The sequence below is a fragment of the Brucella sp. NBRC 113783 genome (assembly GCF_040372265.1).
GTDB lineage: Bacteria > Pseudomonadota > Alphaproteobacteria > Rhizobiales > Rhizobiaceae > Brucella > Brucella teleogrylli.
Map to the genome: position 1 here is coordinate 1 of NZ_BAABRX010000019.1, position 25,255 is coordinate 25,255.

Below are 25,255 nucleotides of genomic sequence, written 5' to 3' on the forward strand. Positions count from 1 at the left end.
TGTTTGCATAAAGGTGGTGGTTTTCCGGGTGGCTGGGGGGAATGTTGTAAATGTATTTTTTCTAATACTACACAAACCAGGATTTTTGTGGGGGCAGGGGGCGGATTAGCCGCCCGCGCCTTTCAATCTAAGAAAGGAAAGCAATATGTGGTATTTTTCCTGGCTTCTGGGCTTGCCGCTCGCCGCAGCTTTCGCTGTGCTCAATGCCATGTGGTATGAACTGATGGACGACCGGGCACGCAAGCGTCTTGCAGCCGATCCGACTGCAGATCTGGCACACCAAGGTACGAAGCATCACTAACAAACGGAGCGGCCCGGAAACGGGCCGTTTTCTTTATGGGCTGATATTGGTCTTAGGCCGATGGTATCGAGAGTTCCGCTACGAAATCATAGGCATCACCACGATAGAGCGATTTGGTGAACTCGACCGCGCGGCCTGATGCGAGATAGGAAATACGCTCGATGGACAAACCGGCATCGCCGGTCTTGACGCCGAGTATCCGGGCATCGGGGTCCTTGATGTTGCAGGCGGAGATGCGCTGCACGGCGCGTACCGGACGAAAGCCGGTACGTCCGAGTTCGGCATAGAGCGATCCCTTGACTGCATCGGGATCGGGCAAAACTTCGCTCGACAAGCTGGCGCGCTCGATAGCCAGCGGAAGATCGCTTGCCATGCGCAAACGGCCAAGTCGCGCAACCCGGGTTTCGGATGAAACGCCAAGCTTCATCATTTCTTCGGGCGACGGATAATAGAGGCCGCGTTCCAGCCATTTGGATTGGGTGGCGATGCCGCGCCGCGCCATGTCTTCGGTAAAAGATGTGAGCATGGAAAGCGACTGCTGCACCCGCTCGCTCGGGCGCACAACAAAAGTGCCGGAGCCGTGACGACGCACCAGAAGTCCCGATTTGACGAGATCGTCCACCGCCTTGCGCACAGTTACGCGGCTGATATTAGCATATTCCGCAATGTCACGTTCGGGCGGCAGCGCCTCGCCATCGGCAAGATGTCCGGCACGAATCGCTGCCTCCAGCGACTGGCGCAGCTGCATGTAAAGCGGTCCCGCGCCAGAAGTTGGCGCAGTGCCCTGAAGGTTTTTGGGGAGAAAGGCGCTGAAATTGCCGCTCATGCACGCGCCTCATCCTTGTGGCCGTAGCGCTTGAGCGCGAGCTGCAAAGCTCCGGTCAAAGCGTCCGCTGCCGGTTGAACAATGAGCTTCTGCTGGCTTGCGGGGAGCCACTCCACATAAAGCGGCGCCATCCCGCCCAACAAACTGATCCGTTCCGCGCCCTGAGCAATCAACATGTCCAGCGTTTCGCTGACATAGCCTGCCGAGCGTTGCAGAAGCATGCGCGCGGTCTCATCGCCATTAGCAGCATATTGGAAAATACGCGGAGCATATTTGCCGAAATCGCCCGGCTTTGCCGTCCAGGCGAATTCAACCAGATTGTCGGGATTATTGCCGAACTCATTGAGCACGTCTGTTGTCAGGCGGCTGCGGGGATGAATGCCGTCATGCACCAGCAGGCATTCTTGCAACAAGCTTTGTCCAAGCCGCGCGCCGCTGCCAAGATCGCTGAGCGGAAACCCCCAGCCACCGACCGAATGAATTCGTTCGTGCTGCCGGACGATATAGGCCGTTCCGGTGCCTAAAATGGCCACGATCCCGTCCTGATCGCCAAGCGCACCCTGCAATGCGATAAGACCGTCGAACTCGACATTGGCGTGAGCAAAGGGGAGGCCGCGTTCAATAGGCAGGCCCGCGCCTTGGACATTGCCGCCAGCAAGTCCGAGCACCGCATGGCTTTCGTCATAGTGGCTTTGGTCCAGCCCCGCATCGGCGAAGGCATTGTCTATGGCTGCACGTACATTGACGAGCGAAGTCTGCGGATCAGTGACAATATTGGCCGATCCGCTGCGTCCCGTTCCGAGAATCGCACCGTTGCCATCTGCCACCACAGCGCGGCATCCGGTGCCGCCCCCGTCCACGCCAATGAAAAACTCTGCCATGAGATACCTCCAACTTGAAGATACCAAAAAAATACCATTAACCAAGCAGATTTATCGGAGACGAGCAAATTTGATTAATGCGTTGATAAAGTGAGGTAAATTATCTTGCCTCCAATTTTTATGCGAGAATTTCGTAAACTTCGCTGGACAATTGGTACGTTTTTGGCATTAAATTCAATCAAAGGGGAGCGCAATGCCGCCAGGGGTCGCCAAAGGTTGTTAACAGGCGAGGGTCGCGCGGAAATGGGATGGAGCGAAGACCGGCGGAGCCGGCACTTATCCCGTACCGTGATGGGCCATCGTTATTAACGTGGTGTATCGCAATGGACAGGCGTATCTCGCCTCTTTTGTGCGTCTGCGTTCAAAAAAACGGGAGAAGGTCAAATGGTTCGCAATACCTTGAAATTCATGCTGCTGGGTTCGACGCTGCTGGCGTCGGGTTCTGCCGCATTGGCTCAGGACGTCACGCTGACGGTTGAAAGCTGGCGTAACGACGATCTGCAAATCTGGCAGGAAAAGATCATTCCGGCCTTTGAAGCAAAGAATCCGGGCATCAAAATCAATTTCGCGCCAAGCGCGCCGACAGAATATAACGCCGCTCTCAATGCCAAGCTGGATGCTGGCTCGGGCGGCGATCTGATTTCATGCCGTCCGTTCGACACTTCGTTGGAGCTGTTCAACAAAGGCAAGCTTGCCGATCTCACCGATCTGGAAGGCATGAAGAATTTTTCCGACGTCGCCAAGTCCGCATGGACCACCGACGATGGCAAGAAAGCTTTCTGCGTGCCGATGGCTTCGGTCATTCACGGCTTCATCTATAATCAGGAAGCCTTTGACAAGCTCGGCCTGAAGGCTCCGGCGACCGAAGCCGAGTTCTTCGACGTGCTTGAGAAGATCAAGGCGGACGGCACTTATATCCCGATGGCCATGGGCACGAAGGATATGTGGGAAGCCGCGACCATGGGCTACCAGAATATCGGTCCGACCTACTGGAAGGGTGAGGAAGGCCGCAAGGCGTTGATCGCTGGCGAGCAGAAGCTGACCGACGAGCCATGGGTTGAGCCGTTCAAGGTTCTTGCCAAGTGGAAGGATTATCTGGGCGACGGTTTTGAAGCACAGACCTATCCGGACAGCCAGAATCTCTTCACGCTCGGTCGCGCCGCGATTTATCCGGCAGGTTCGTGGGAAATTGGCCTGTTCAACACGCAGGCGCAGTTCAAGATGGGCGCATTCCCGCCGCCGGTTAAGAATGCAGGCGACAGCTGCTACATCTCGGATCACAACGATATCGGTCTCGGCCTGAATGCTTCGAGCAAGAATGCCGAACAGGCCAAAGTGTTCCTGAACTGGGTGGCTTCGCCGGAATTCGCGGAAATCTACGCAAACGCGCTGCCGGGCTTCTTCAGCCTGAATTCGACGGCTGTGAAGATGTCCGATCCGCTGGCACAGGAATTCGTGTCCTGGCGCGAAAAGTGCAAGCCGACGATCCGTTCGACCTACCAGATCCTGTCGCGCGGCACGCCGAACCTGGAAAACGAAACCTGGGTTCAGTCAGCTAACGTCATCAACGGCACTGTAACGCCGGAAGATGCAGCCAAGAAGCTGCAGGAAGGCCTCGACAGCTGGTACAAGCCTGCGAAGTAATATGATCATTCACGGGCGGCTTTGCTTGAGGGCAGGCCGCCCGTGTGCATTTTCGATGCCGAACAGACTTGCAAGGCGCCTAACAGGCAGTTTTTCTTTCGCGCATTACGCGATCCATGTCAGTCTCACGGCAAAAGAATGTTCGCAAGAACCGCATAAGCCGAAGAACAGCGAGTGTTGATGAGCCAGTCTGCCGACCTGCCAATCATTGAGCAAAAACGCCCGAGGCGATGGCACATTCTTGTGTTCCTGTTGCCTTGCGTGCTGGTTTATACGCTCGTCATGGTGCTGCCACTGATCGAGACATTGCGGCAAGCGTTCTTCAATGTCGTGGACGGGCAGCGCGTCTTTGTCGGCTTTGCCAATTTCCAGACGCTTTTCGGCGATGCAAACTGGTCGCGTGATTTCTGGAATGCGTTGAAAAACAACGTCATATTCTTCTGTATTCATATGCTGGTTCAAAACCCGATCGGCATTTTGCTGGCAGCCATGCTGTCGCTGCCGAGATTGCGTTTTGCCGCCTTCTATCGCACGGCGATCTTTCTGCCGACGCTACTCTCCTTCGTGATTGTCGGCTTTATCTGGAAGCTTATCCTGTCGCCGATCTGGGGCGTTGCGCCATGGATGATGGATCTGGTGGGCATGAAATGGGCCTTTGGGCCATGGCTCGGCAAGGCCGAAACAGCACTGGTCACGGTGTCGCTTGTTTCCGTCTGGCAGTTCGTCGGTATTCCAATGATGTTGATCTACGCGGCGTTGCTCAATATTCCCGATGAAATCATCGAAGCTGCCGAATGCGATGGCATTACCGGCTGGAGCCAGTTCTGGAAGATCAAGCTGCCGCTCATTCTGCCATCGATTGGCCTGATCTCGGTCATGACTTTTGTTGCGAATTTCAACGCGTTCGACCTGGTCTATTCGATGCAGGGCGCACTCGCGGGGCCGGACAAGGCGACCGACATTCTGGGCACCTTCCTGTACCGCACCTTCTTCGGCTTCCAGTTGCAGCTTGGCAATCCGTCCATGGGCGCCACCATCGCCGCCGTGATGTTCCTCATCATCCTCGCCGGTGTGTCGCTCTATCTGTTCGGCATCCAGCGTCGCATGCGCCGCTATCAATTCTGAGGAGCGAGAAATCATGTCGAAAGCACGCACTTCGCCCCTTCGCACAACGTTCGTTCATGCGGCATTGATCATCTATATGCTTGTCGCCGTCTTTCCGGTGGCGCTGACGTTGATCAATTCCTTCAAGGACCGCAACGCGATTTTTCGCACGCCGCTGCAGTTTCCGACACCGGAAAGCTTTAGCCTGATCGGCTATGAAACGGTTCTGAAACAGGGCTCGTTCCTGACCTATTTCCAGAACAGCACCATTGTCACGGTGGCGAGCATCTTCTTCGTCATCCTGTTTGGCGCCATGGCTGCCTTTGCCCTGTCGGAATATCGGTTCAAGGGCAACACGCTAATGGGGCTTTATCTGGCCATCGGCATCATGATCCCGATCCGGCTCGGTACGGTTGCATTGTTGCAGGGCATGGTCGCGGTGGGGCTTGTCAACAGCCTGACCTCGCTGATCCTCGTCTATACGGCTCAAGGCTTGCCGCTTGCCATCTTCATCCTGTCCGAATTCATGCGAACTGTGTCCGACGATCTGAAAAATGCCGGGCGAATAGACGGCATGTCGGAATATGCGATCTTCTTCAAGCTGGTGCTGCCGCTGATCCGGCCTGCCATGGCGACGGTCGCCGTCTTCACCATGATTCCGATCTGGAACGACCTCTGGTTCCCGCTGATCCTTGCGCCCGGCGAAGCCACCAAGACGGTCACGCTCGGCTCGCAGCTTTTCATCGGCCAGTTCGTCACCAACTGGAACGCGGTTCTGGCGGCGCTGTCGCTGGCAATGTTCCCGATCCTCGTCCTCTACGTCCTCTTCTCGCGGCAATTGATCCGCGGCATTACTGCCGGAGCTGTTAAATGAGTTCATCAACCCAACAGGCCCCGGTCCGCGTCCTGTCCGCCGGTCTCGGCAATATGGGCCGCAGCCATGCGCTGGCCTATCACCGCAATCCGGGCTTCGAGATCGTCGGTCTTGTGAATCGCACCAAAGTTGCGGTTCCGGATGAACTTGCCGGTTATGAAATTCATCCGTCGTTTCACGAGGCATTGGCCGAGTTGAAGCCGGACATGGCCTGCATTGCCACCTATTCGGAAAGCCATGCGGATTACGCTGTGGCCGCGATGGAGCAGGGCGCGCATGTCTTTGTCGAAAAGCCGCTGGCGACGACGGTGGAAGATGCACGCCGCGTCATCGACTGCGCGCGGGCCAACGGACGCAAGCTCGTCATCGGTTATATTCTGCGCCATCATCCGTCCTGGATGCGGCTGATCTCCGAAGCACGCCAGCTTGGCGGTCCTTATGTCTTCCGTATGAACCTCAACCAGCAGTCGAGCGGCGCGACCTGGGAAACGCACAAGAACCTGATGAACACCACATCGCCGATTGTCGATTGCGGTGTGCATTATGTGGATGTCATGTGCCAGATCACCGATGCCAAGCCGGTGGAAGTGCGCGGCATGGGCCTGCGCCTTTCCGATGAAATCAAGCCGGACATGTATAATTACGGTCATCTTCAGGTGTTGTTCGATGACGGCACGATTGGCTGGTACGAGGCGGGCTGGGGGCCGATGATGTCGGAAACGGCCTTCTTCGTGAAGGATGTCATATCGCCGAATGGCTGCGTCTCCATCGTCATGAACGAGGCCGTCACCAAGTCCGACGATGTGGATGCACACACAAAAACCTCGACCATCCGCATCCATCGTGCCGAACGCGGGGCGGACGGCAAATTCCTCAAACCCGATACGGATCTTTCCATGTCCGACGAGCCGGGCCATCAGGAATTGTGCGAACGCGAGCAGGCTTACATGCTGAAGGCCATTCGCGAGGATATCGATCTCAACCGCCATATGGATGACGCGCTGCAATCGCTGCGCATCTGTCTCGCCGCTGACGAAAGCGTGCGTCTCGGCCAGCCTGTCAAACTATAAGGAATTGCTTCGTGGGATCGCTTCTCCTCAAATCGGTACATAAGAGCTACGGTGCGCAGGCTGTTCTGAAAGATATCAATCTGGAAGTGCGCGACGGCGAGTTCATCATTTTCGTCGGTCCTTCCGGCTGCGGAAAATCGACGCTTTTGCGCTCGATTGCCGGCCTTGAAGATGTTTCGTCGGGTCAGGTGCTGATCAACGACAAGGACGTGACCGTCATCCCGCCTTCCAAGCGCGGCATCGCGATGGTGTTCCAGTCTTATGCGCTTTATCCGCATCTGACGGTGAAGGACAATATGGGCCTTGGCCTGAAACAGTCCGGCGCGCCGAAGGAGCAGATTGAAAGCCGCGTTACGCGCGCTTCATCCATGCTGTCGCTTGATCCCTATCTGGCACGACGTCCGGCGGAACTGTCGGGCGGCCAGCGCCAGCGCGTCGCTATCGGTCGCGCGCTCGTGCGTGACCCGGAACTGTTCCTGTTTGACGAGCCTTTATCCAATCTCGATGCCGCGTTGCGCGTGCAAACGCGTCTCGAAATTGCCAAGCTGCATCGTGAGTTGAAGGCGACGATGATCTATGTCACCCACGATCAGGTCGAGGCGATGACGCTTGCTGACCGCATCGTGGTGCTGAATGCGGGTCGGATTGAACAGATCGGCTCGCCGATGGAGCTTTATAACAAGCCTGACAATCTGTTCGTGGCAGGCTTCATCGGGTCGCCGCAGATGAATTTCGTCGAAGCGGGCCGTATCGGTGAAACGGGCGCGAAGACCATCGGCATCCGTCCGGAACATCTCGGCGTCAGCCGCGAAAGCGGCAAATGGAAGGGCAAGGTCATTCACGCCGAACATCTTGGTGCGGATACCATTCTTTATGTGGAAACCGAAGCGGCGGGACTCATCACCGTTCGCCTGTTTGGTGAACACCATTATACGGAAGATGACATCATCTTCGTGTCGCCGGAAGCGGACAAGACGCATCGCTTTGACGATGACGGCAAGGCTGTCCGCTAAACCATTCGACATTCGATGAAATTGAACCGCGCTTGTTTCAAGCGCGGTTTTTTGTGCCCGCGAGAATCAGGTTCCCGGATCGCATTTTCTGTGAGTTTTATCATCGCGACGCGGTGGACAAAGTGCCTCAGGCACTATCGGATGAAGCGGATATCGCTCGATAGAGTACCAGATGGTACTGACGCATTCGTCAATGCTGCGTAAGAAAATTGCGCGCATGACCGCCGAAACATTCCATATCAAATCCTATATAAAACATGGAAATACACTTATTTCATTGACCTCATGAAGCGATGCATTTTCAGGTAGGAGAACTAAACTTCAGGATCACCTCTCGAGGCCATGAAAATAATCTTGCTTTATTTTGTAACCCGTATCACCCTGAATGACAGTGAAATCGGAGGAGGAAAACCGGCTTCACGTCGCATGGGAGGAATGCGGTCAATCTGTGTTTGAAAGGCCACCCGGAAACCGGGTTTTGAAGAAGCCTGTTCGCCGGACCCAAACAGAATTCCACCCGTTCGACATTCAGTGCCAGTTTTGCGAGGCCAGTTCTTGGCCCATTGCGAGGTATGCCCGCATGAGCGACGATGTCGTACTATCCCTGCATGTTCCCGAACCGGAATGGCGGCCCGGCGATGCGCCGGATTTCTCCCATGTCAAAATTCCTCGTGCTGGCAGTGTCAGAAGACCGGAAATAGACGAAAAGCCGGAAGCGATGCGCGATCTGGCTTTCAGCATCATTCGCGTGCTCAATCGCGAAGGCGAGGCGGTTGGTCCGTGGGCCGGGACGCTCACCGATGACGAGCTGAAAGACGGTCTGCGCCACATGATGATCCTGCGTGCCTATGATGCGCGTATGATGATGGCGCAACGTCAGGGCAAGACGTCGTTCTACATGCAGCATCTGGGCGAGGAGGCAGTCAGCTGCGCCTTTCGCAAGGCGCTGCGCAAGGGCGACATGAATTTCCCCACCTATCGGCAGGCCGGACTTCTGATTGCTGATGATTATCCGCTCGTCACCATGATGAACCAGATTTTCTCCAACGAGCAGGACCCGCTGAAGGGCCGCCAGCTTCCGGTGATGTATTCCTCCAAGGAACACGGCTTCTTCACCATTTCCGGCAATCTCGCGACGCAATATACGCAGGCTGTCGGCTGGGCGATGGCCTCGGCAATCAGCCACGACACCAAAATTGCCGCCGCATGGATCGGCGACGGCTCGACGGCTGAAAGCGACTTTCACGCAGCCCTTGTGTTCGCCTCGACCTACAAGGCGCCTGTGGTGATGAACATCGTCAACAACCAGTGGGCGATTTCGACATTTCAGGGGATTGCACGCGGTGGCTCCGGTACTTTCGCGGCGCGCGGGCATGGTTTCGGCATTCCGGCGCTGCGCGTTGACGGCAATGACTATCTGGCCGTTCACGCTGTTGCCAAATGGGCGGTCGAGCGCGCGCGGCGCAATCTTGGCCCAACGATCATTGAATATGTGACCTATCGCGCTGGCGGCCATTCCACTTCGGACGACCCGTCCGCTTATCGCCCCAAGGCGGAAAGCGATGCATGGCCGCTTGGCGATCCGATCTTGCGACTGAAGAACTATCTGATCTTGCGCGGCGTCTGGTCGGAAGACCGCCACAAGCAGGCGGAAGCGGAAGTGATGGACCTTGTCGTCAGCGCGCAGCGCGAGGCGGAAGCCATTGGCACCCTGCATGACGGGCGCAAACCGTCCATGCGCGACATGTTCGAGGATGTTTACGCAGAAACGCCGCCGCATCTTGTTCGCCAGCGTCAGGAAGCGGGGTTCTGATCAATGACCAAGATGACTATGCCCAGAATGACAATGATCGAGGCGATCCAAAATGCCCACGACATTGCCATGGAGCGCGACAAGAACGTGGTCGTGTTCGGTGAGGATGTCGGCTATTTCGGCGGCGTGTTTCGCTGCACCGCCGGTTTGCAGAAGAAATACGGCAAGGAGCGCTGTTTCGATGCGCCGATCAGCGAGCTTGGTATTGTCGGCACGGCAATTGGCATGGCGGCTTACGGCTTGCGCCCATGCATCGAGGTGCAGTTCGCGGATTATGTCTATCCGGCCTATGACCAGATTGTTTCCGAAGCCGCCCGTCTGCGCTATCGCTCGGCGGGCGAGTTCACATGCCCCATCGTGATCCGCATGCCATCCGGTGGCGGTATTTATGGCGGGCAAACCCACAGCCAAAGCCCGGAAGCGCTTTTCACCCATGTGTCGGGCTTGAAGACGGTCATGCCGTCCACACCAGCCGACGCCAAAGGCCTGCTGCTTGCAGCCATTGAAGATCCCGATCCGGTGATCATGTTCGAGCCGAAACGGCTTTATAACGGCCCCTTCGACGGCCATCACGACAAGCCGGTGACGTCGTGGAAGAAGCACGATCTGGGCGAAGTGCCGGAAGGTTATTATACGGTTCCACTCGGCAAGGCCGCCATTCGCCGCGAGGGCAGCGCGGTTACGGTGCTGGCCTATGGCACCATGGTGCATGTGGCGCTGGCCGCCGCCGAGGAAACCGGCGTCGATGCCGAAATCATCGATCTGCGCACGCTTCTGCCGCTCGATACGGAGACGATCATGGCATCGGTGCGCAAGACGGGCCGTTGCGTCATCGTGCATGAAGCAACGCTGACCTGTGGCTATGGCGCCGAACTCGCGGCACTCGTGCAACGCGATTGCTTCTATCACCTCGAAGCGCCTGTCATTCGCGTGACCGGTTGGGACACGCCTTATCCGCATGCGCAGGAATGGGCATATTTCCCCGGTCCTGATCGTGTCGGTCGCGCACTTGTGTCTATCATGGAAGCGTGAGGGGAGAGACCATGGCTCATTTTACAATCAAACTCCCCGATGTTGGCGAAGGCGTTGCCGAGGCAGAACTTGTCGAATGGCATGTGAAGGTTGGCGATATCATTCGTGAGGATGATCTTCTGGCCGCTGTCATGACTGACAAGGCGACGGTGGAAATCCCGTCATCACGCGCTGGCAAAGTCATCGCGATCAATGGCGAAGTGGGGGAAAAGATCGCCGTCGGTTCTGAACTGGTGCGGCTTGAAATCGAAGGTGCTTCCGGTGCAAGCGCGGAACCGAAGGCGGAAGAGCCAGCGCATAGTCCGATAGAGGCTGAAACGCCAAAGCCGCAGAATCCGGAAGTGCCGGTCTTGTTGCAGACGCCCGTTCCGCCAAAGCCGGCAGCACCAAAGCGTGAAACCCCGAGCCGCACTTTTGCGGGCGCTGGCCCTGTCCGGGCAGAAGGCGAAAAGCCTCTGGCCACGCCATCGGTCCGGTTGCGCGCGCGCGACGCGGGTGTCGATCTACGACGTGTTCGCGGAACCGGCCCTGCGGGCCGCATCACGCATGAAGATCTGGACGCGTTTTTTGAGGCCGAAAGCGGGGCTGCAACGGCCTTGTCCGGCTATGCCGCCGATACATCCGTTAACGAAATCAAAGTGATCGGGCTTCGGCGCAAGATCGCCGAACGAATGGCGGATGCAAAACGCCATATTCCCCATATTACCATTGTTGAGGAAGTCGATGTCACGCAGCTTGAAGAGCTACGCACCAGTCTCAACAATGAGAAGAAGGAAGGGCGTCCGCGCCTGACGTTGTTGCCATTCGTCATCCGCGCCATCGTCAAGGCGGCGAAAGAACAGCCGGGTCTCAATGCGCATTTCGATGATGAAGCCGATATTATCCGCCAGTTTGGCGGTGTGCATGTGGGCATTGCCACACAGACACCAAATGGCCTGATCGTCCCCGTGGTGCGTCATGCCGAGAGCATGACCGTTTTCGCAGCAGCTTCCGAGCTATCGCGTGTGACCGACGCCGCCCGCAACGGCACGGCAAAGCGGGAAGAACTGAGCGGCTCCACCATCACCATCACGTCGCTTGGACCGCTCGGGGCGATTGCCACGACACCGATCATCAATCGACCGGAAGTCGCGATTGTCGGCGTCAACAAGATTGCCGTGCGTCCAATGTGGGACGGAACCCAGTTCGTGCCGCGCAAGATGATGAACCTTTCATGCAGCTTCGATCATCGGGTGATCGATGGATGGGATGCGGCTGTCTTTGTGCAGAAGCTGAAAAGCCTCATCGAAACGCCTGCGATGATCTTTGTGGAAGGCTGAACTTATGAGTGAGATTAACTGCAAACTTCTGATCATCGGTGGCGGTCCCGGCGGCTATGTCTGTGGCATCCGGGCAGGGCAACTCGGCATCGACACCGTGCTGGTCGAGCGAAAGCGCCTCGGCGGCACCTGCCTCAATGTCGGCTGTATTCCGTCGAAAGCGCTGATCCATGCGGCGGATGAATTCCACCGCGTGACGCATTTCGCATCGAAAGGCGCACTCGGTATTACCGCGCAAAATCCGGCTATCGATTTTGGCAAAACGCTTGAATGGAAGGACGGCATCGTCAATCGGCTGAATAGCGGCGTCGCAGGGCTGTTGAAACGGTCGCGCGTGCGCATGTTTCAGGGGCAGGCGCGGTTCATGGACGGCAAGACCGTGCTGGTTGACACCGATACGGGCCGCCAGACCATTCATGCGGAAAATATCGTGATTGCCACCGGCTCCGTGCCGGTTGAAATCGAGGCGCTGCCCTTCGGTGGCAATATCATTTCGTCCACGGAAGCCCTGTCTCTGGGAGCGATACCGGAGAAGTTAGCTGTTGTGGGCGGTGGTTATATCGGGCTCGAAATCGGCACGGCTTACGCCAAGCTGGGTTCCAAAGTCACCGTGGTGGAAGCCACCGACCGCATCCTGCCGCAATATGATGCCGAACTGACGCGTCCCGTCATGGCACGATTGAAAGCGCTTGGCGTGGAGGTGTTGACCAGCACATCGGCCAAGGGACTGACCGCCGACGGCAAGGCGCTGGAAGTGTTGGCGGCTGACGGTTCAGCGAAACGCATCGAGGCCGACAAGGTGCTGGTGACGGTCGGGCGCAAGCCGCAGACTGACGGCTGGGGTCTGAGCGAAATCCGGCTCGATATGGATGGGCGTTTCATCCGCATTGATGATCGCTGCCGCACGTCGATGCGCGGCGTTTACGCAATTGGCGATGTCACGGGAGAGCCGATGCTGGCGCATCGCGCCATGGCGCAGGGCGAAATGGTTGCCGAGATCATCGCGGGCGGCAAGCAGGCCTGGGACAAGCGCTGCATCCCCGCCGTCTGCTTCACCGACCCGGAAATCGTAACGGTGGGACTGCTGCCCGATGAGGCGCGCAAGGCAGGCCACAATACGCAGATCGGTATTTTTCCGTTTCAGGCAAATGGCCGCGCCATGACGGTTGAGAGGGAAGACGGTTTTATCCGCGTGGTGGCGCGGGCAGACAATCACGTCATTCTGGGGATTCAGGCGGTCGGTGTCGGTATTTCTGAACTGTCGTCTGCCTTTGCGCAAGCCGTTGAAATGGGCGCGCGCCTTGAAGATATTGCTGGGACAATCCATGCACATCCGACCTTGGGCGAAGGCTTTGCCGAGGCCAGCATGAAGGCGCTTGGCCACGCATTGCATGTTTAAGCTCTGGATTTGCGCTCGTAACGCCAGACGAACACCGCAGCCCCGGCGACCATGGCTGCGAGCGCAAACCAGGTGATTGCATAGGACAGATGGCTGTTTCGGAAGGATACAACCGTCAACCCGCCGATCGGCTGGTTGCCCGGATTGGACTTGGCGTCCACATCGATGAAATAGGGTGCGACGGTGCCAAGTTTCTCTTTCGCGGCGAAAGCCGCAACATCGCGAGAGTTCCAGCTGTTCTTCTCTGGATCGTTGGGCCGCAGGAAGAACCCATCCGGCTCCGGCATGCGCAGAAGTCCGGTCACGGTCGTTTCACCGGCAATCTGCGTTTCCGGGCGGGTTGACAGATCACGCTTGTCGCCCGGCACAAAGCCGCGATTGATATAGGTCAGTGATCCATCAGCAGTGCGCAACGGCGTGAGTATCCAATAGCCGGCGCCGCGTTCGGTCAACGCACGCACAAGCACTTCCTTATCGTTCAGATAAGTGCCGGTGATGGTGACATGACGATATTCATCGTCCTTCTGATTGACATTGGCCCAGTCATCTTTGCCCGGCGCAGCAACGGGCTCGGCGTGGACGCGAGCATCCACGCGCGAGATCAGATCGAGTTTCCATTGCAAACGTTCGATCTGCCAGACGCCAAGACCCATAAAAAGCAGGAAAAACAGGCCAGCCAAAACGGCCATAAAACCGAGAAAGAAACCGGATTTCTTTTTCACGTCGTTTCCATCGGCTTCGGTCGTCATCGCACATTCCTGAATTTACTGAAACTGGAGCAATGCTCCCTCATAAACCAGCCATGCGGATTTAGATAGTTTGGAGCGGATAAAATAACAGCGCCAGCAGGCCGAGAATGGCATGTGGCGCTGATAACGAACCGACATAATATTCAATTCATGGGGCAAAATCAGGCAAGCTTGTGAACCTTGTGCCGCCGGTGCGAATAACCGCCCTTCGAACGGCGCAAAACATTGCAAACCTGCGTCTTGTCTTCAGACGGCTTTGGCATCTGCTCATGAATGCGATGCAGTATCTGCTGCGTAACTGTACGATCCTTGTCGGTAGGCCCAATGATTATGCTTTTCATCAACCATTCTCCCTGTTTTTTTGGGCACAGAGTAGCATCCGGGCTACCCCGGCCGGTCATCAAGAATGTACGAATATCCAAAGTATTAATCATAATTTACATATTGACAAGGGCATTCTTGCAACATCGCGCAAGCGCTTGAGATTGGATGAGAAAAGGCCGATTCGCTTTCGCAAACCGGCCTTTTAAAGTGATTATATCGATTAAATCAGTCGCGATTGCCCGTGAGAATCTCGCGCTTGCCGACATGGTTCGCAGGTCCGACCAGACCTTCCTTTTCCATGCGCTCGACGAGCGAGGCTGCACGGTTGTAGCCAATGCCGAGACGGCGCTGGATGTAGGAGGTTGAGCACTTCTTGTCGCGCAGCACCACTTTGACCGCCTGATCATAGACGTCGTCGCCGTCTTCGGACCCCATCGACGTCGCGTCGAAGACAGCCGCATCGGCGGTTTCTTCTTCGGCGTCCTCATCTTCCGTCACGGTTGCCAGATAATCCGGGCGACCCTGTTCCTTCAGATGATTGACGACCTGTTCCACTTCCTCGTCCGAAACGAACGGTCCATGGACGCGGACGATACGACCGCCACCGGCCATATGCAGCATGTCGCCCTGGCCGAGAAGCTGTTCGGCGCCCATTTCACCGAGAATGGTGCGGCTGTCGATTTTCGACGTAACCTGGAAGGAAATACGGGTCGGGAAGTTGGCCTTGATCGTGCCAGTGATGACATCAACGCTTGGACGCTGGGTCGCCATGATCAGGTGAATACCAGCGGCACGGGCCATCTGCGCCAGACGCTGCACCGCGCCTTCGATATCCTTGCCCGCAACCATCATCAGGTCGGCCATTTCATCGATGATGACCACGATATACGGCATGGGCGTCAGGTCGAGTTCTTCCTGAATATAGGTCGGCTCGCCGGTTTCCTTGTCGAAACCAGCCTGCACGGTGCACATGACGGTTTCGCCCTTGCCCTTGGCCGAAGCCGCACGGGCGTTGAAACCCTCGATATTGCGGACGCCGAGGCGGGCCATCTTGCGATAGCGCTCTTCCATCTCGCGCACGGCCCATTTCAGGGCAACAACGGCCTTTTTCGGGTCGGTCACGACGGGGGTGAGCAGGTGCGGAATGCCATCATAGATCGACAGTTCCAGCATCTTCGGATCGACCATGATCAGGCGGCATTCTTCCGGCTTGAACCGATAGAGCAACGACAGGATCATGGTGTTGATAGCAACCGACTTGCCCGAGCCCGTGGTGCCGGCGACCAGCAGGTGAGGCATCTTGGCGAGTTCAGCAATGATCGGCTCGCCACCAATGCCTTTGCCAAGGCAAAGCGGCAGGCGGTAATTCGATGCTTCGAAGGTGCGGGAGTCGATCATCTCGCGCAGATAGACGGTTTCGCGATTGGCATTCGGCAATTCGATGCCGATGACGTTGCGACCCGGAACCACAGCCACGCGGGCGGAGAGCGCCGACATGGAGCGGGCGATATCGTCAGCGAGGCCGATGACACGCGAGGACTTCACACCCGGAGCAGGCTCGAATTCATAGAGCGTGACCACCGGACCGGGACGGACATGGATGATCTCGCCGCGCACGCCGAAATCTTCCAGCACGCTTTCCAGCAGACCTGCGCTGCGTTCCAGCATTTCCTGCGTGATGACATTGCCATCCAGTGCGGGCGGCATTTGCAGCAACTCGCGTGGCGGGAATTCGTACTCGCCGTGAATGACCGGGGCTTCCGCGCGGGGGAGGGGTTGCGGCTGATAGAGGGCAATCGACGGCGCAGCCTTTGCCGGAGCAGGCGTAGCTGCGACTGGTGCAGGCGCTTCGATTTCTTCAACGCTGTGCTCTTCGGCTTCTGCGACGGCAAGCACCACATCGTCTTCGGTCGCTTCACCTGAAACCTCGGCAACTTCCGCAATCTGCGGTGCAGCTTCGACCTTCTTCGGAGCGATTGCCTTTGCCTTTGCAACCAGAGCAATGACTGGAGCCACGGCGACAGGTTCTGACGCTACAATGGGTTCAGGAGTCGGAACTTCTGTTACTGGCTGTGGTTCAGCAACAACTGCCGCAACCGGCGTTTCTTCCGGCTGGCTGTTCCATTCACGAATGCGGAACTGTGCCAGAATGGATTCAACAGTCGGCGCTGGCTTTTTGGGAGCGGCGGGTACCGCAGCAACAAGCGGCACGGTCGGCGCAAGGCTTGCCTCAACATCGCATCCTTCCCAGAAGGCGAAGTCGGAAATATAGGCGAAGGCAGACGTTGTGATGTCAGTTGCGGGCGCGATAGGAGCCTGCGCTACCACAGGTTCTGGTATCGCCTGAACGACAGGTGCCGCGACGGCAGCTGGCATGACCGGCAGGGCAGGCGGAACGGGTACGACGGGCGGTTGCACCATGCCGAGCGAAACGCTCTGCTGCAATGCGGCGACCGCCATTGGTTGGACTTCGGCTGCTTTTTCAACAACGGCTTCCTGCGCTTCCGCAACAGGCTGAACCTGCGGGCGAGCGTTGACATCCGGCAGGTCCTCGCCGCGACGACGCATCAGTTCCACTTCCGGCGTGCGGGTGAAACGGACATTCTCGCCCAGAGAAAAATGGATTTTCCAGGCGCCGTCATCTGTCGGATTACGCGCCTCCGTCTGGCCACGCTGGGGCTTCGGGTCCGAGGCGTTCTCTGTATGATTTCCATTCGAATGGGGGAAATTTTCTCTCAAATTACGCATGATACCTGAACCATAGATACTGTCGCCTGAATGAGCCCAAGTAATAAAAAATGAAGGTTAACAACCCCCTTCATAAATTCGCCGTCGCCCAGAAAATTCTGACAGGGTCGCCGCGGTTGACAGCTGGTTTTCTGTGGGGAAATTCATTCCAAAGAACAAGAATAGTCAACAAAAACAAATAGTAAGTATTATAAGTTAATGAATTTTATTAGAAATATGAAAACCCGCATGGGTTGTGAATATAAATTACTCCCTTAAAGCGCGTTACCCGAAACGCTGCCGGTGCGCGGCTCAGTCACGGGCAAGCGCTACGACGGGATCGAGTCGGGAGGCATTGCGGGCGGGCATGAAACCGAATCCGATTCCGATAAGGCTGGAACACAGCAGCGCCGCTACAATGGATGTCGGCGAGTAGATCAGTTTGAACATTGTGCTGAACTGCGCGAACAGCAGACCGAAACCGCCAGCGACAAGCACCCCGACAATGCCGCCGATCAGACAGACCAAGATAGATTCGATGAGGAATTGTTGCAGGATATCGCTTTGCCGCGCCCCAACTGCCATGCGCACGCCGATCTCGTTGATTCTTTCCGAAACTGCGACCAGCATGATGTTCATCACGCCGATTCCCCCAACAAAGAGCGAAATGCCCGCGATGCTCGCCACAAGGAGGGCCAGCATTGCCGTCGTGGCCTGAATGGTTTTCTGCAATGTGTCGCTGTTGAAGATGAAAAAGTCCTTTTTGCCATGACGCCTTTGCAGAAACGCCGTCACCATCTTTTCGGCGATCGCCGGGTCCATAGTGTCGCGAATGCGAACGGCTATCGACTGCAAAGCGCGCGAGCCGGTCATGCGCGTCTGAACAGTTGTATAGGGCAGAAACAATTCCAACTTGCTCGATCCGGACATGCCTTGTTCATCGGCTTTGGTAACTCCGACGATCCGTACAGGAATCTGTTTCAGAAAAACGACCCTGCCGACCACGGTGCCCTGCTCGTTGGGGAACAATTCCTTTTTGGTGTTCGTGTCGATCACCGCGTCCTGCGCGAGATTATCGAGACTTCTTTTGTCGAAGAAACGCCCCTCAACCAGCTTGCTTTTACGGGTCGCAAAATAACGTTCGCTGACACCATTGACCGTGATGCTGACTTCCTTGTTGCCAACGCGGACCGTTCCCATCGTGGAACTTTCAGGTGTTGCCGCGACGACATAGGGCAGCTTGGCCAGTTCGTTTGCGTCGTCAACGTTCAATGTGGTGACAAGCGCCGCTTTCAGATCGCCATAGCCGGTTCCGGGGCCGATATAGAGCGTGTTGGTGCCGAGGCTGCTGATCTGTTCGAGGATGCGCTGTTGTGAACCTTGCCCTAGTGCCGTGACGCAGACGACGGAGGCCGTTCCGATAATGATCCCCAGCATGGTGAGGAATGTTCGCATGCGGTGCGCGTTCATGGAGCGCAAGGCCATCGCAAAGGCTTCTTTAAAGCGATCACGCATACCGCTGAAAAGATTATGTTTTTCCGACTCCGATGCAGCAAGGGGATCATTGGTCCGAATGCTGCGGCAATCGACAGCCTTCAGCGTATCGGCTGTGATTTCTCCGTCGTGGATTTCGATGATGCGGTTTGCGCGCGCCGCGACAGCCCTGTCATGCGTGACAATGATGATCGTGCGGCCTTCACGGTTCAGTTCCTGAAGAATGCCGAGTACTTCTTCGCCGCTCCGGCTATCGAGCGCGCCGGTCGGTTCGTCTGCGAGTATGACATCAGCGTTGTTGATGAGCGCGCGGGCTATCGACACACGCTGTTGCTGGCCGCCGGAAAGCTGGTTGGGCCGGTGGTGCGTCCGACCGCTCATGCCAAGCCGCCGCAGGATTTCATGGGCGCGTTCGCGCCGCGCTTCACGCGCCTGTCCCGCATAAATCGCGGGTATTTCGACATTGCCGACTGCGTCCAGCTCATTCAGCAGGTGATAGCGCTGAAAGATAAAACCAAAATGCTCCCGCCGCAGCTGAGCCAGTTCGTCCGGCTCCAGTTTCGCCGTTGAACGTCCTGAAATCAGATATTGCCCTTCCGAGGGACGATCCAGACAGCCCAGAATATTCATCAGCGTGGATTTTCCAGAACCGGACGCACCGACAATCGCCACCATCTCGCCGCACTGGATGGTGAGGTCGATATCGCGCAGGACCGTGGTGAAACCGTCGCCGGATGGGTAATGGCGCGAAACAGCCTTCAACAAAATCAACGGCATATCGCTCATGTCAGGCACCGTCAGTCGTTACAGTGGTTTCCTGATTGTCGGTGACGATCTTGTCACCTTCCTGCAAGCCTGAGCGGATTTCCGTGTTGATCTTGTCGGTGATTCCGGTTTCCACGGTGCGCTCCTCCAGCGTTCCATAGGCATTCAGCACGCGGACGGTTGCTTTACCCGGACTATCCGGGTCGTCATTACCGAGCGGTTTCAGCGCCGACACAGGAGCGAGCAGGACATTTTTGACCTTCGCCAGAACGATATGGATCTCCGCCGTCATATAGGTGCGAAGCAGACCATCGGTGTTGGGAATGCTGAACTTGCCTTTGTAATAAACGGCAGAGGCCGTCACGCCGCTTGAAGCCGACAGGCCGTTGCTGGTGCCGAAGCTCTTGTCGCTCACAACGGAATCCGGCGCAGGCTCGATTGTTTCGAGCTTTGCATCGTAACGTTTTGAATTTCTTCCGGAAATGGTGAAGTAGATCGGCAGGCCATCGTGCACCTGCGTAATATCCGCTTCCGAAATATCGGCTTCCACCGTCATCGTGTCGAGCTGACCGAGGATCGCGATTGTCGGGACGGTTTGCTGCGCGTTGACGTTCTGGCCCTCCTGCGCCACCGTTGAAAGTATGGTGCCATCAATGGGAGCCGTGATCCGAGTGTAGGCAAGCTTGGTTTCCGCGATACGGACTTCAACCTTCGACGCCGCGATCAAGGCTTCCGTATTGGCCAAGGCCGCTTTTTGCTTTTTCAATCCGGCTACTGCTTTGTCATATTCAGATCGCGCGACAGCATTTTTTCCGATCATCGCCTGATTGCGGGCAAGATCCAGCTTCGCCAGTTCCAGATCGGCGAGGTTCTGCTGACGAGTGGCCTCGTTCTGACGCAGTGTTGCCTGGGCTTTGTCCAGATCGTTCTGCTGGCTCGCGGCATCGATGAGCGCGACGACTTCGCCCTGTTTCACATGCTGTCCGGTTTTCACTTTGAGCGAAAGTATCCGCCCCGTGGCCTGAGTGCCAATGGCAACCAGATTTTTAGGGCGCAATGTGCCCGACGCAACCACAGAGCTTTCAAGGTCACCGCGTTCTACGGTTGTCATCTCGGGCAGCGGCTCGTGAGCGGACCACTGTTCGAACGACAGACCAGCGGCCAGCATCAAGACAAGGAGGGCCGCGCCCCAACGTTTGCGAAAACGTCGCTTCGATACAGAGTTGGCGGAATTCATTGCGGCCTCGCAGGATGATCAGGCGCGGTCGCCATGGGAGGTTTCATGAGATGCGGACCAGTATAGCCGTCCACGACTTCAGATCTGTCGATGTCGATCCGACCGTTCCAACCTCCGCCGAGTGCCTTCTGCAAAGCGACGTAGTTGGTGATGATCTCCACGCGTGCTTGCGCCAACGCGTTTTCCTGATCGAGCAAACTGCGTTGGGCGTTGAGGACGTCGAGGAAATTTTTGGATCCGGCCTTGAACTGGTCGAGCGTCAACGCAGTGATCTTACGGTTGTTACCCACAATCTTCTCGAGCTGAGCGATGCGCAGACGGTTCTGGTTGAATTGGACACTGGCGTTTTCCACTTCGCTCAAACTGTCCAGAATAGTTTGGCGGTATTTGATGAAAGCCTCGTCCCGCGTTGCCCGGGCCGCATCAACATCAGCAAGCAGCTTGCCGCCCTGGAAAACAGGTATCGTGAGGTTGGGACCGAATGACCAGCCTATGGTCGACAAACGGGCAAGATCGCCAAAGTTTGCACCGCCGGTATCGATTTTGCCAATAAGGGAGACGCTTGGATAAAGTGTCGCCTGACTCTGGCCAATCTTGGCTGTTGCGGCAGCATAATCTCGTTCTGCAGCGCGGATGTCGGGGCGGCTTAGTAAGAGATTTGCAGGTAATCCGGCAGCTATTCTGCGCGGTGCGGAAGGCAAGGGCCGGGGCTTGTCCAATATCGCGGCCAGCGCAAGCGACGAACGCCCCGTCAGCGTGGATAGCTTGTTCAGAGAACTGGCATAGCTGATGCGCAGTGAAGGAATTTCGGCCTCTGTGGTATCGGCCTGCGTTTGTGCGCTCAGCAGATCAACCTGTGATATGTTGCCGGCTTCCAGTTGCGTGCGGGTGAGGGCAACAGTTCGGCGCTGTGAAGCAGCATTGCGCCCGGCGATTGCGATCTGCGCCTGCGCGCCGCGCAACTGGACATAATTGGTTGCGATATCACCGATCAGACTGACGAGCGCCGCACGCAACTGTTCGCTCGCCGACTCTTTTGCGTAATACGCCGCTTCGACACCGCGCCGGTTCGCGCCGAACAAATCGATATCCCATGCAGGATCTAACCCGAAACTCGACGTGCTAGTGGCGGCGCTGCCACCACCACCAGAACGCGTGAAACTGCCTTTTCCATCCACGGACGGATAAAGTGTGCCACCCGCCGACGCGTAGCTGGCGCGCGCCTGGCGTACTTTTGCTTTTGCTATCGCAACGTTAGGACTGCCCTCAATGCCGTCAGCAATGAGCTGGTCCAGAATTGGATCGCGCAGGTTTTTCCACCAGTCTGCGAGATTGGGAGCAACGGTGCTGGCCTTACTGTTCCACGCGGGGGGCGTATTGATGACAGGGGCGCGATAATCCGGCCCAACTGCAACACAGCCCGCGCTGAACGGAAAAAACAACAAAATCGCGCAAAGGGGGACTTTCGAAATTTTGATATTTCCTCAAAGTAATCAATAAAAAATTCGCATTGTTTTTAATATGGATTGGAGAGTATGTACATCGAGGCAACATATTTTTAAATTGCTAGCAATAAAATTGGCTATACTATTTATAATGCTTGAAAGAGCTGCGATCAGACTTCCGATTACAGTGACGGATGCGCGAGGAATATGATATTCGCGTTGTGGTTACAACGCCAACTATGTGCCCCTGTTCAGTTGCCGGAACGGGGACTGAAATATTGGGGGGCAGTGGCCTATGCGGCGTTTGCGGCAAGCCAGTCGGCCAATGAACGGCGGTTTGCGGCACGTCCGCGCATGGCTTCCGCCGCGCACATGGAATTCAACACCGCTTCCTGCGTTGCCTCCGCCGCGGCGCGAAACAGCGTGTCGATCCGGTTTTCATTGAGGACCGATATCCGGGTGAAGTCACTCGGCTCGTCGTGATCGAAAGTCACGGCGGTTGAAAAGCCGACAGCAATATCACCACTGCCGTGGCCCCAGAATGCGCCGAGCCGCGCCAGACCCGCACCACAACGACGCGTGACGCGTTTCAGCTGTCGGTGTTCCATGGGCACATCGGTTGCGAGCACGAGAATGACCGAGCCTTTTTCTGGTTGCGCTTCGGCCTTGGGCGAGGGGCGGCGTCCATCGGGAAGCACGAGGTCCCCAGCGCGTCCGAAATTGGTTAGCGCTAGAATACCAAGATGATGGGTCGAGCCATCCAGCACGAATTGCCGGGACGATGAACCAATACCGCCTTTAAAGCCAAAGCAGCTCATGCCGGTTCCAGCTCCGACATTACCCTGGGCCACGTCGTCGCTTGCTGCTTGCAAGGCAAGGCGCGCGTGTTCCTCGGTTACGGCCATGGCCTGAATGTCGCTGAGCGGACCGTCATTGCATTCCAAAACCACCGGATTGACGGTGGCGGTGGTGCGTCCGATATCGGGATTGGCGGCAATTGCGTCGCGGATAAGGGCGTTGGCGCAGGTGCCGACGCCAAAAGTGTTGGTCAGCAGGATCGGCGTTTCCAGCGTGCCGAGTTCCTCAATCTGAACCAGCCCCGTACTCTTGCCGAACCCGTTGATGATATCGCAGGCAGCCAGAACCTTACGCCGATACAGATTGCCATCATGAGGCAAAATGGCCGTCCCGCCGGTATTGATATCGCCATAGCGCAGAGTGTGGTGGCCGACCCGCACACCCGGCACATCAGTGATGGCATTTTTTGCGCCGGTTGGCATGGTGCCACAGATGATGCCGAAGTCACGTGCGGTTGCAGTCATGTCATAGTTCCGTTTTTAAAAGACCTGTGGGTCAGAGACGCCCGGCTTCGATAATACGCTTGAGAAAGGCTTGTGTGCGCTCGCCCTGCGGATTGCCGAAGATTTGCGACGGCGGACCTTCTTCATAGACCTTACCGTTTTGCAGGAAACAGACCTTGTCTGCAACCTCACGTGCAAAACCCATTTCATGGGTGGCCAGCACCATGGTCATGCCCTTGGTCGCCAGATCGCGCACGATATCAAGCACTTCCGATACCAGTTCTGGATCGAGCGCCGAGGTGATCTCATCCAGAAGCAGCAATGTCGGGTCCATCATCAGCGCCCGAACGATGGCGACGCGCTGCTGTTGTCCGCCGGAAAGCCGGTCCGGATATTCCTTCGCCTTGTGGTCAAGGCCGATACGGGCAAGGAGGGCAAGCCCTTTTTCCTGCGCCTGTTTGACCGGCATGCCCAGCACCTTTGTCGGGCCGAGCGTGACGTTTTCCATCACGGTCATATGCGGAAACAGGTTATAGCCCTGAAACACGATGCCGATTTCGCGGCGCAGGACATCGAGGTCAACGCCCGGTCCGGTCACACGGTCACCATGCAGGCGGATTTCGCCTTCATCAATGGTCTCGAGCCGGTTGATGCAGCGCAGAAGCGTGGACTTGCCGCAGCCCGAAGGGCCGATCAGACAAACGACCTGATGCTCTTCGATGTCGAGGCTGATGCCGGACAGAACCTCCAGCGATCCATAACGCTTGATTGCCTTGTCGATTTCAACGAGTGCCATATCCGTATTCCTCACATACTCGAACGCATTTTCCGGCGATCCCGTTCGATCAGACGATCGACAAAACGGGCCTGCGGAATGGTGATCAGGATGAACAGAATGGCGACGGTGGTGACAGCCGACAGGTTGAAATAATTGCTGGCGATGATTTTCGACTGGTTGAAGGCGTCGATGGTGCCGATGATCGCGACCAGCGCCGTATCTTTCTGCAAGCTGATGCAGTTGTTCATCAGCGGCGGAATGATGCCGCGCACGGCCAGCGGAACCACGACATAGCGCATGGTGCGGACATAAGAGAGACCGAGCGAGCGCGCTGCTGCAATCTGGCTTGGATGCACGCTTTCAATGCCGGCGCGATAGACTTCGGACGTGTAGGCACCATAGGTCAGCGTCAGCGCGATGATCGCATAGGCATTGGACGACAGGTCTTTCAGGATCGGCAGGCCCGTCAGGGGCAGCCCGAAACCGATGAGATAGATCGTGATGATGGCGGGCAGGCCGCGAAACAGATCGCTGTAGAAGGTGGCGAGCAGGCGGATCGGCCTGCCAGCCATTCCGGGAAGCGTGCGGGCAATCGCAATGACCAGCGCCCAGACCAGGATCAGAATGGCTGAAACGAAGAAGATGACGATGTTGGTGCCGAAGGCCTTGAGTACGGTACCCGCCGACTTGGCAATCAGGCTGACATCGAAGAAAGTGCGGCTGACCGCAGCATCATTGACGATCATGAACCATGCGCCAGCGCAGAGGATCAGCACGGCAACGGCATAGGAGATGACCTGCCAGGACATATCCGAAGCACGTGCACCCAGTTCCCGGCCCGCGTAGATATCGGCGCTTTTCCCGGCCTGCATTGAAAGCTGTACAGCCCGCCAGGCGAACCACAATACGGCGAGCGGAGCCAAAAGCAGCAACCAGCCGATGGTCAGAACGGGCGTCGCAGGCCAGCCCTGCGAGATCGTATAGCTGGTCACACTGTGGACGGTCTGCGCCGAAGCCAGAAGGGTGATGAACGAAAAGGCGAAAGCCAACAAGGACCGACCGCTATGGGTGCGGACTTTGTTTCGGCTGCGCCATTGCCGCGCGCGCTCTGCGCTGGCTTCCGGTGCCGGATGGGACATAGATATTCTCGCTGAGGCAA

General features: G+C 56.8%; 21 protein-coding genes. 10 read left to right on the forward strand and 11 right to left on the reverse strand.

The window, feature by feature from the left end:
* Positions 1-145 precede the first annotated feature (145 nt).
* Positions 146-301, forward strand: a complete 156-nt coding sequence (gene cydX, locus ABWW11_RS24665; protein ID WP_109367412.1) for a cytochrome bd-I oxidase subunit CydX — start codon at positions 146-148, stop codon at positions 299-301.
* 52 nt (positions 302-353) lie between these two features.
* Here the strand turns inward: cydX and ABWW11_RS24670 are convergent, their stop codons facing one another.
* A complete protein-coding gene (locus tag ABWW11_RS24670; protein ID WP_109367411.1) occupies positions 354-1,127 on the reverse strand; it encodes a GntR family transcriptional regulator in 774 nt (257 codons plus the stop codon).
* Positions 1,124-2,008 carry a glucosamine kinase nucleotide-binding domain-containing protein gene (locus ABWW11_RS24675; protein WP_109367410.1) on the reverse strand — a complete coding sequence of 295 codons (885 nt, stop codon included), beginning with the start codon at positions 2,006-2,008 and terminating at the stop codon, positions 1,124-1,126. Before ABWW11_RS24675 ends, ABWW11_RS24670 begins: the two co-directional genes overlap by 4 nt.
* 384 nt (positions 2,009-2,392) lie before the next feature.
* Between ABWW11_RS24675 and ABWW11_RS24680 the strand changes: the two genes are divergently transcribed.
* The 9 genes from ABWW11_RS24680 (at position 2,393) to lpdA (ending at position 13,276) form a co-directional block, all read left to right on the forward strand.
* The gene (locus ABWW11_RS24680; protein WP_109367409.1) at positions 2,393-3,652 is read left to right on the forward strand and encodes an ABC transporter substrate-binding protein; all 1,260 of its coding nucleotides are present in this window, start codon (positions 2,393-2,395) and stop codon (positions 3,650-3,652) included.
* A 180-nt stretch (positions 3,653-3,832) separates the two neighbouring features.
* A complete protein-coding gene (locus tag ABWW11_RS24685) occupies positions 3,833-4,777 on the forward strand; it encodes a carbohydrate ABC transporter permease (protein ID WP_109367408.1) in 945 nt (314 codons plus the stop codon).
* A gap of 13 nt (positions 4,778-4,790) precedes the next feature.
* A complete protein-coding gene (locus ABWW11_RS24690; RefSeq protein ID WP_109367407.1) occupies positions 4,791-5,630 on the forward strand; it encodes a carbohydrate ABC transporter permease in 840 nt (279 codons plus the stop codon).
* Positions 5,627-6,700: a Gfo/Idh/MocA family protein gene (locus ABWW11_RS24695; protein ID WP_109367406.1), complete on the forward strand. Its 1,074-nt coding sequence runs from the start codon at positions 5,627-5,629 to the stop codon at positions 6,698-6,700. The genes ABWW11_RS24690 and ABWW11_RS24695 overlap by 4 nt, the downstream gene beginning before the upstream one ends.
* A gap of 11 nt (positions 6,701-6,711) precedes the next feature.
* Positions 6,712-7,713 carry an ABC transporter ATP-binding protein gene (locus tag ABWW11_RS24700; protein WP_109367405.1) on the forward strand — a complete coding sequence of 334 codons (1,002 nt, stop codon included), beginning with the start codon at positions 6,712-6,714 and terminating at the stop codon, positions 7,711-7,713.
* Between the two features lie 580 nt (positions 7,714-8,293).
* Positions 8,294-9,526, forward strand: coding sequence for a 3-methyl-2-oxobutanoate dehydrogenase (2-methylpropanoyl-transferring) subunit alpha (locus ABWW11_RS24705; RefSeq protein WP_109367404.1), 1,233 nt, complete (start codon positions 8,294-8,296; stop codon positions 9,524-9,526).
* Positions 9,527-9,544: 18 nt separating this feature from the next.
* Positions 9,545-10,558, forward strand: coding sequence for an alpha-ketoacid dehydrogenase subunit beta (locus ABWW11_RS24710; protein WP_109367989.1), 1,014 nt, complete (start codon positions 9,545-9,547; stop codon positions 10,556-10,558).
* Positions 10,559-10,569: 11 nt separating this feature from the next.
* Complete coding sequence (locus ABWW11_RS24715) at positions 10,570-11,877, forward strand: dihydrolipoamide acetyltransferase family protein (RefSeq protein WP_109367403.1); 1,308 nt, start codon at positions 10,570-10,572, stop codon at positions 11,875-11,877.
* Positions 11,878-11,881: 4 nt separating this feature from the next.
* Complete coding sequence (lpdA, locus tag ABWW11_RS24720; protein WP_109367402.1) at positions 11,882-13,276, forward strand: dihydrolipoyl dehydrogenase; 1,395 nt, start codon at positions 11,882-11,884, stop codon at positions 13,274-13,276.
* Here the strand turns inward: lpdA and ABWW11_RS24725 are convergent.
* The 9 genes from ABWW11_RS24725 to ABWW11_RS24765 all read right to left on the reverse strand — a co-directional run bounded on the left by ABWW11_RS24725 (position 13,273) and on the right by ABWW11_RS24765 (position 25,235).
* Positions 13,273-13,965 carry an SURF1 family protein gene (locus ABWW11_RS24725; RefSeq protein ID WP_109367988.1) on the reverse strand — a complete coding sequence of 231 codons (693 nt, stop codon included), beginning with the start codon at positions 13,963-13,965 and terminating at the stop codon, positions 13,273-13,275. The genes lpdA and ABWW11_RS24725 overlap by 4 nt on opposite strands.
* A gap of 221 nt (positions 13,966-14,186) precedes the next feature.
* Positions 14,187-14,366: a hypothetical protein gene (locus ABWW11_RS24730; protein WP_109367401.1), complete on the reverse strand. Its 180-nt coding sequence runs from the start codon at positions 14,364-14,366 to the stop codon at positions 14,187-14,189.
* A gap of 208 nt (positions 14,367-14,574) precedes the next feature.
* Positions 14,575-17,097, reverse strand: coding sequence for a DNA translocase FtsK (locus ABWW11_RS24735; protein WP_121538838.1), 2,523 nt, complete (start codon positions 17,095-17,097; stop codon positions 14,575-14,577).
* Positions 17,098-17,388: 291 nt separating this feature from the next.
* Positions 17,389-19,356, reverse strand: a complete 1,968-nt coding sequence (locus ABWW11_RS24740) for a MacB family efflux pump subunit (protein ID WP_109367399.1) — start codon at positions 19,354-19,356, stop codon at positions 17,389-17,391.
* 1 nt (position 19,357) lies between these two features.
* Positions 19,358-20,572: an efflux RND transporter periplasmic adaptor subunit gene (locus tag ABWW11_RS24745; protein WP_109367398.1), complete on the reverse strand. Its 1,215-nt coding sequence runs from the start codon at positions 20,570-20,572 to the stop codon at positions 19,358-19,360.
* Positions 20,569-22,014, reverse strand: coding sequence for an efflux transporter outer membrane subunit (locus tag ABWW11_RS24750; protein ID WP_235858991.1), 1,446 nt, complete (start codon positions 22,012-22,014; stop codon positions 20,569-20,571). Before ABWW11_RS24750 ends, ABWW11_RS24745 begins: the two co-directional genes overlap by 4 nt.
* A 296-nt stretch (positions 22,015-22,310) precedes the next feature.
* Entirely contained in the window at positions 22,311-23,339 is a 1,029-nt protein-coding gene (locus ABWW11_RS24755) for a DmpA family aminopeptidase (RefSeq protein WP_319081111.1), read from the reverse strand.
* Between the two features lie 31 nt (positions 23,340-23,370).
* Complete coding sequence (locus ABWW11_RS24760; RefSeq protein ID WP_109367395.1) at positions 23,371-24,114, reverse strand: amino acid ABC transporter ATP-binding protein; 744 nt, start codon at positions 24,112-24,114, stop codon at positions 23,371-23,373.
* A gap of 11 nt (positions 24,115-24,125) precedes the next feature.
* The gene (locus ABWW11_RS24765) at positions 24,126-25,235 is read right to left on the reverse strand and encodes an amino acid ABC transporter permease (RefSeq protein ID WP_109367394.1); all 1,110 of its coding nucleotides are present in this window, start codon (positions 25,233-25,235) and stop codon (positions 24,126-24,128) included.
* Between the last annotated feature and the right edge of the window lie 20 nt (positions 25,236-25,255).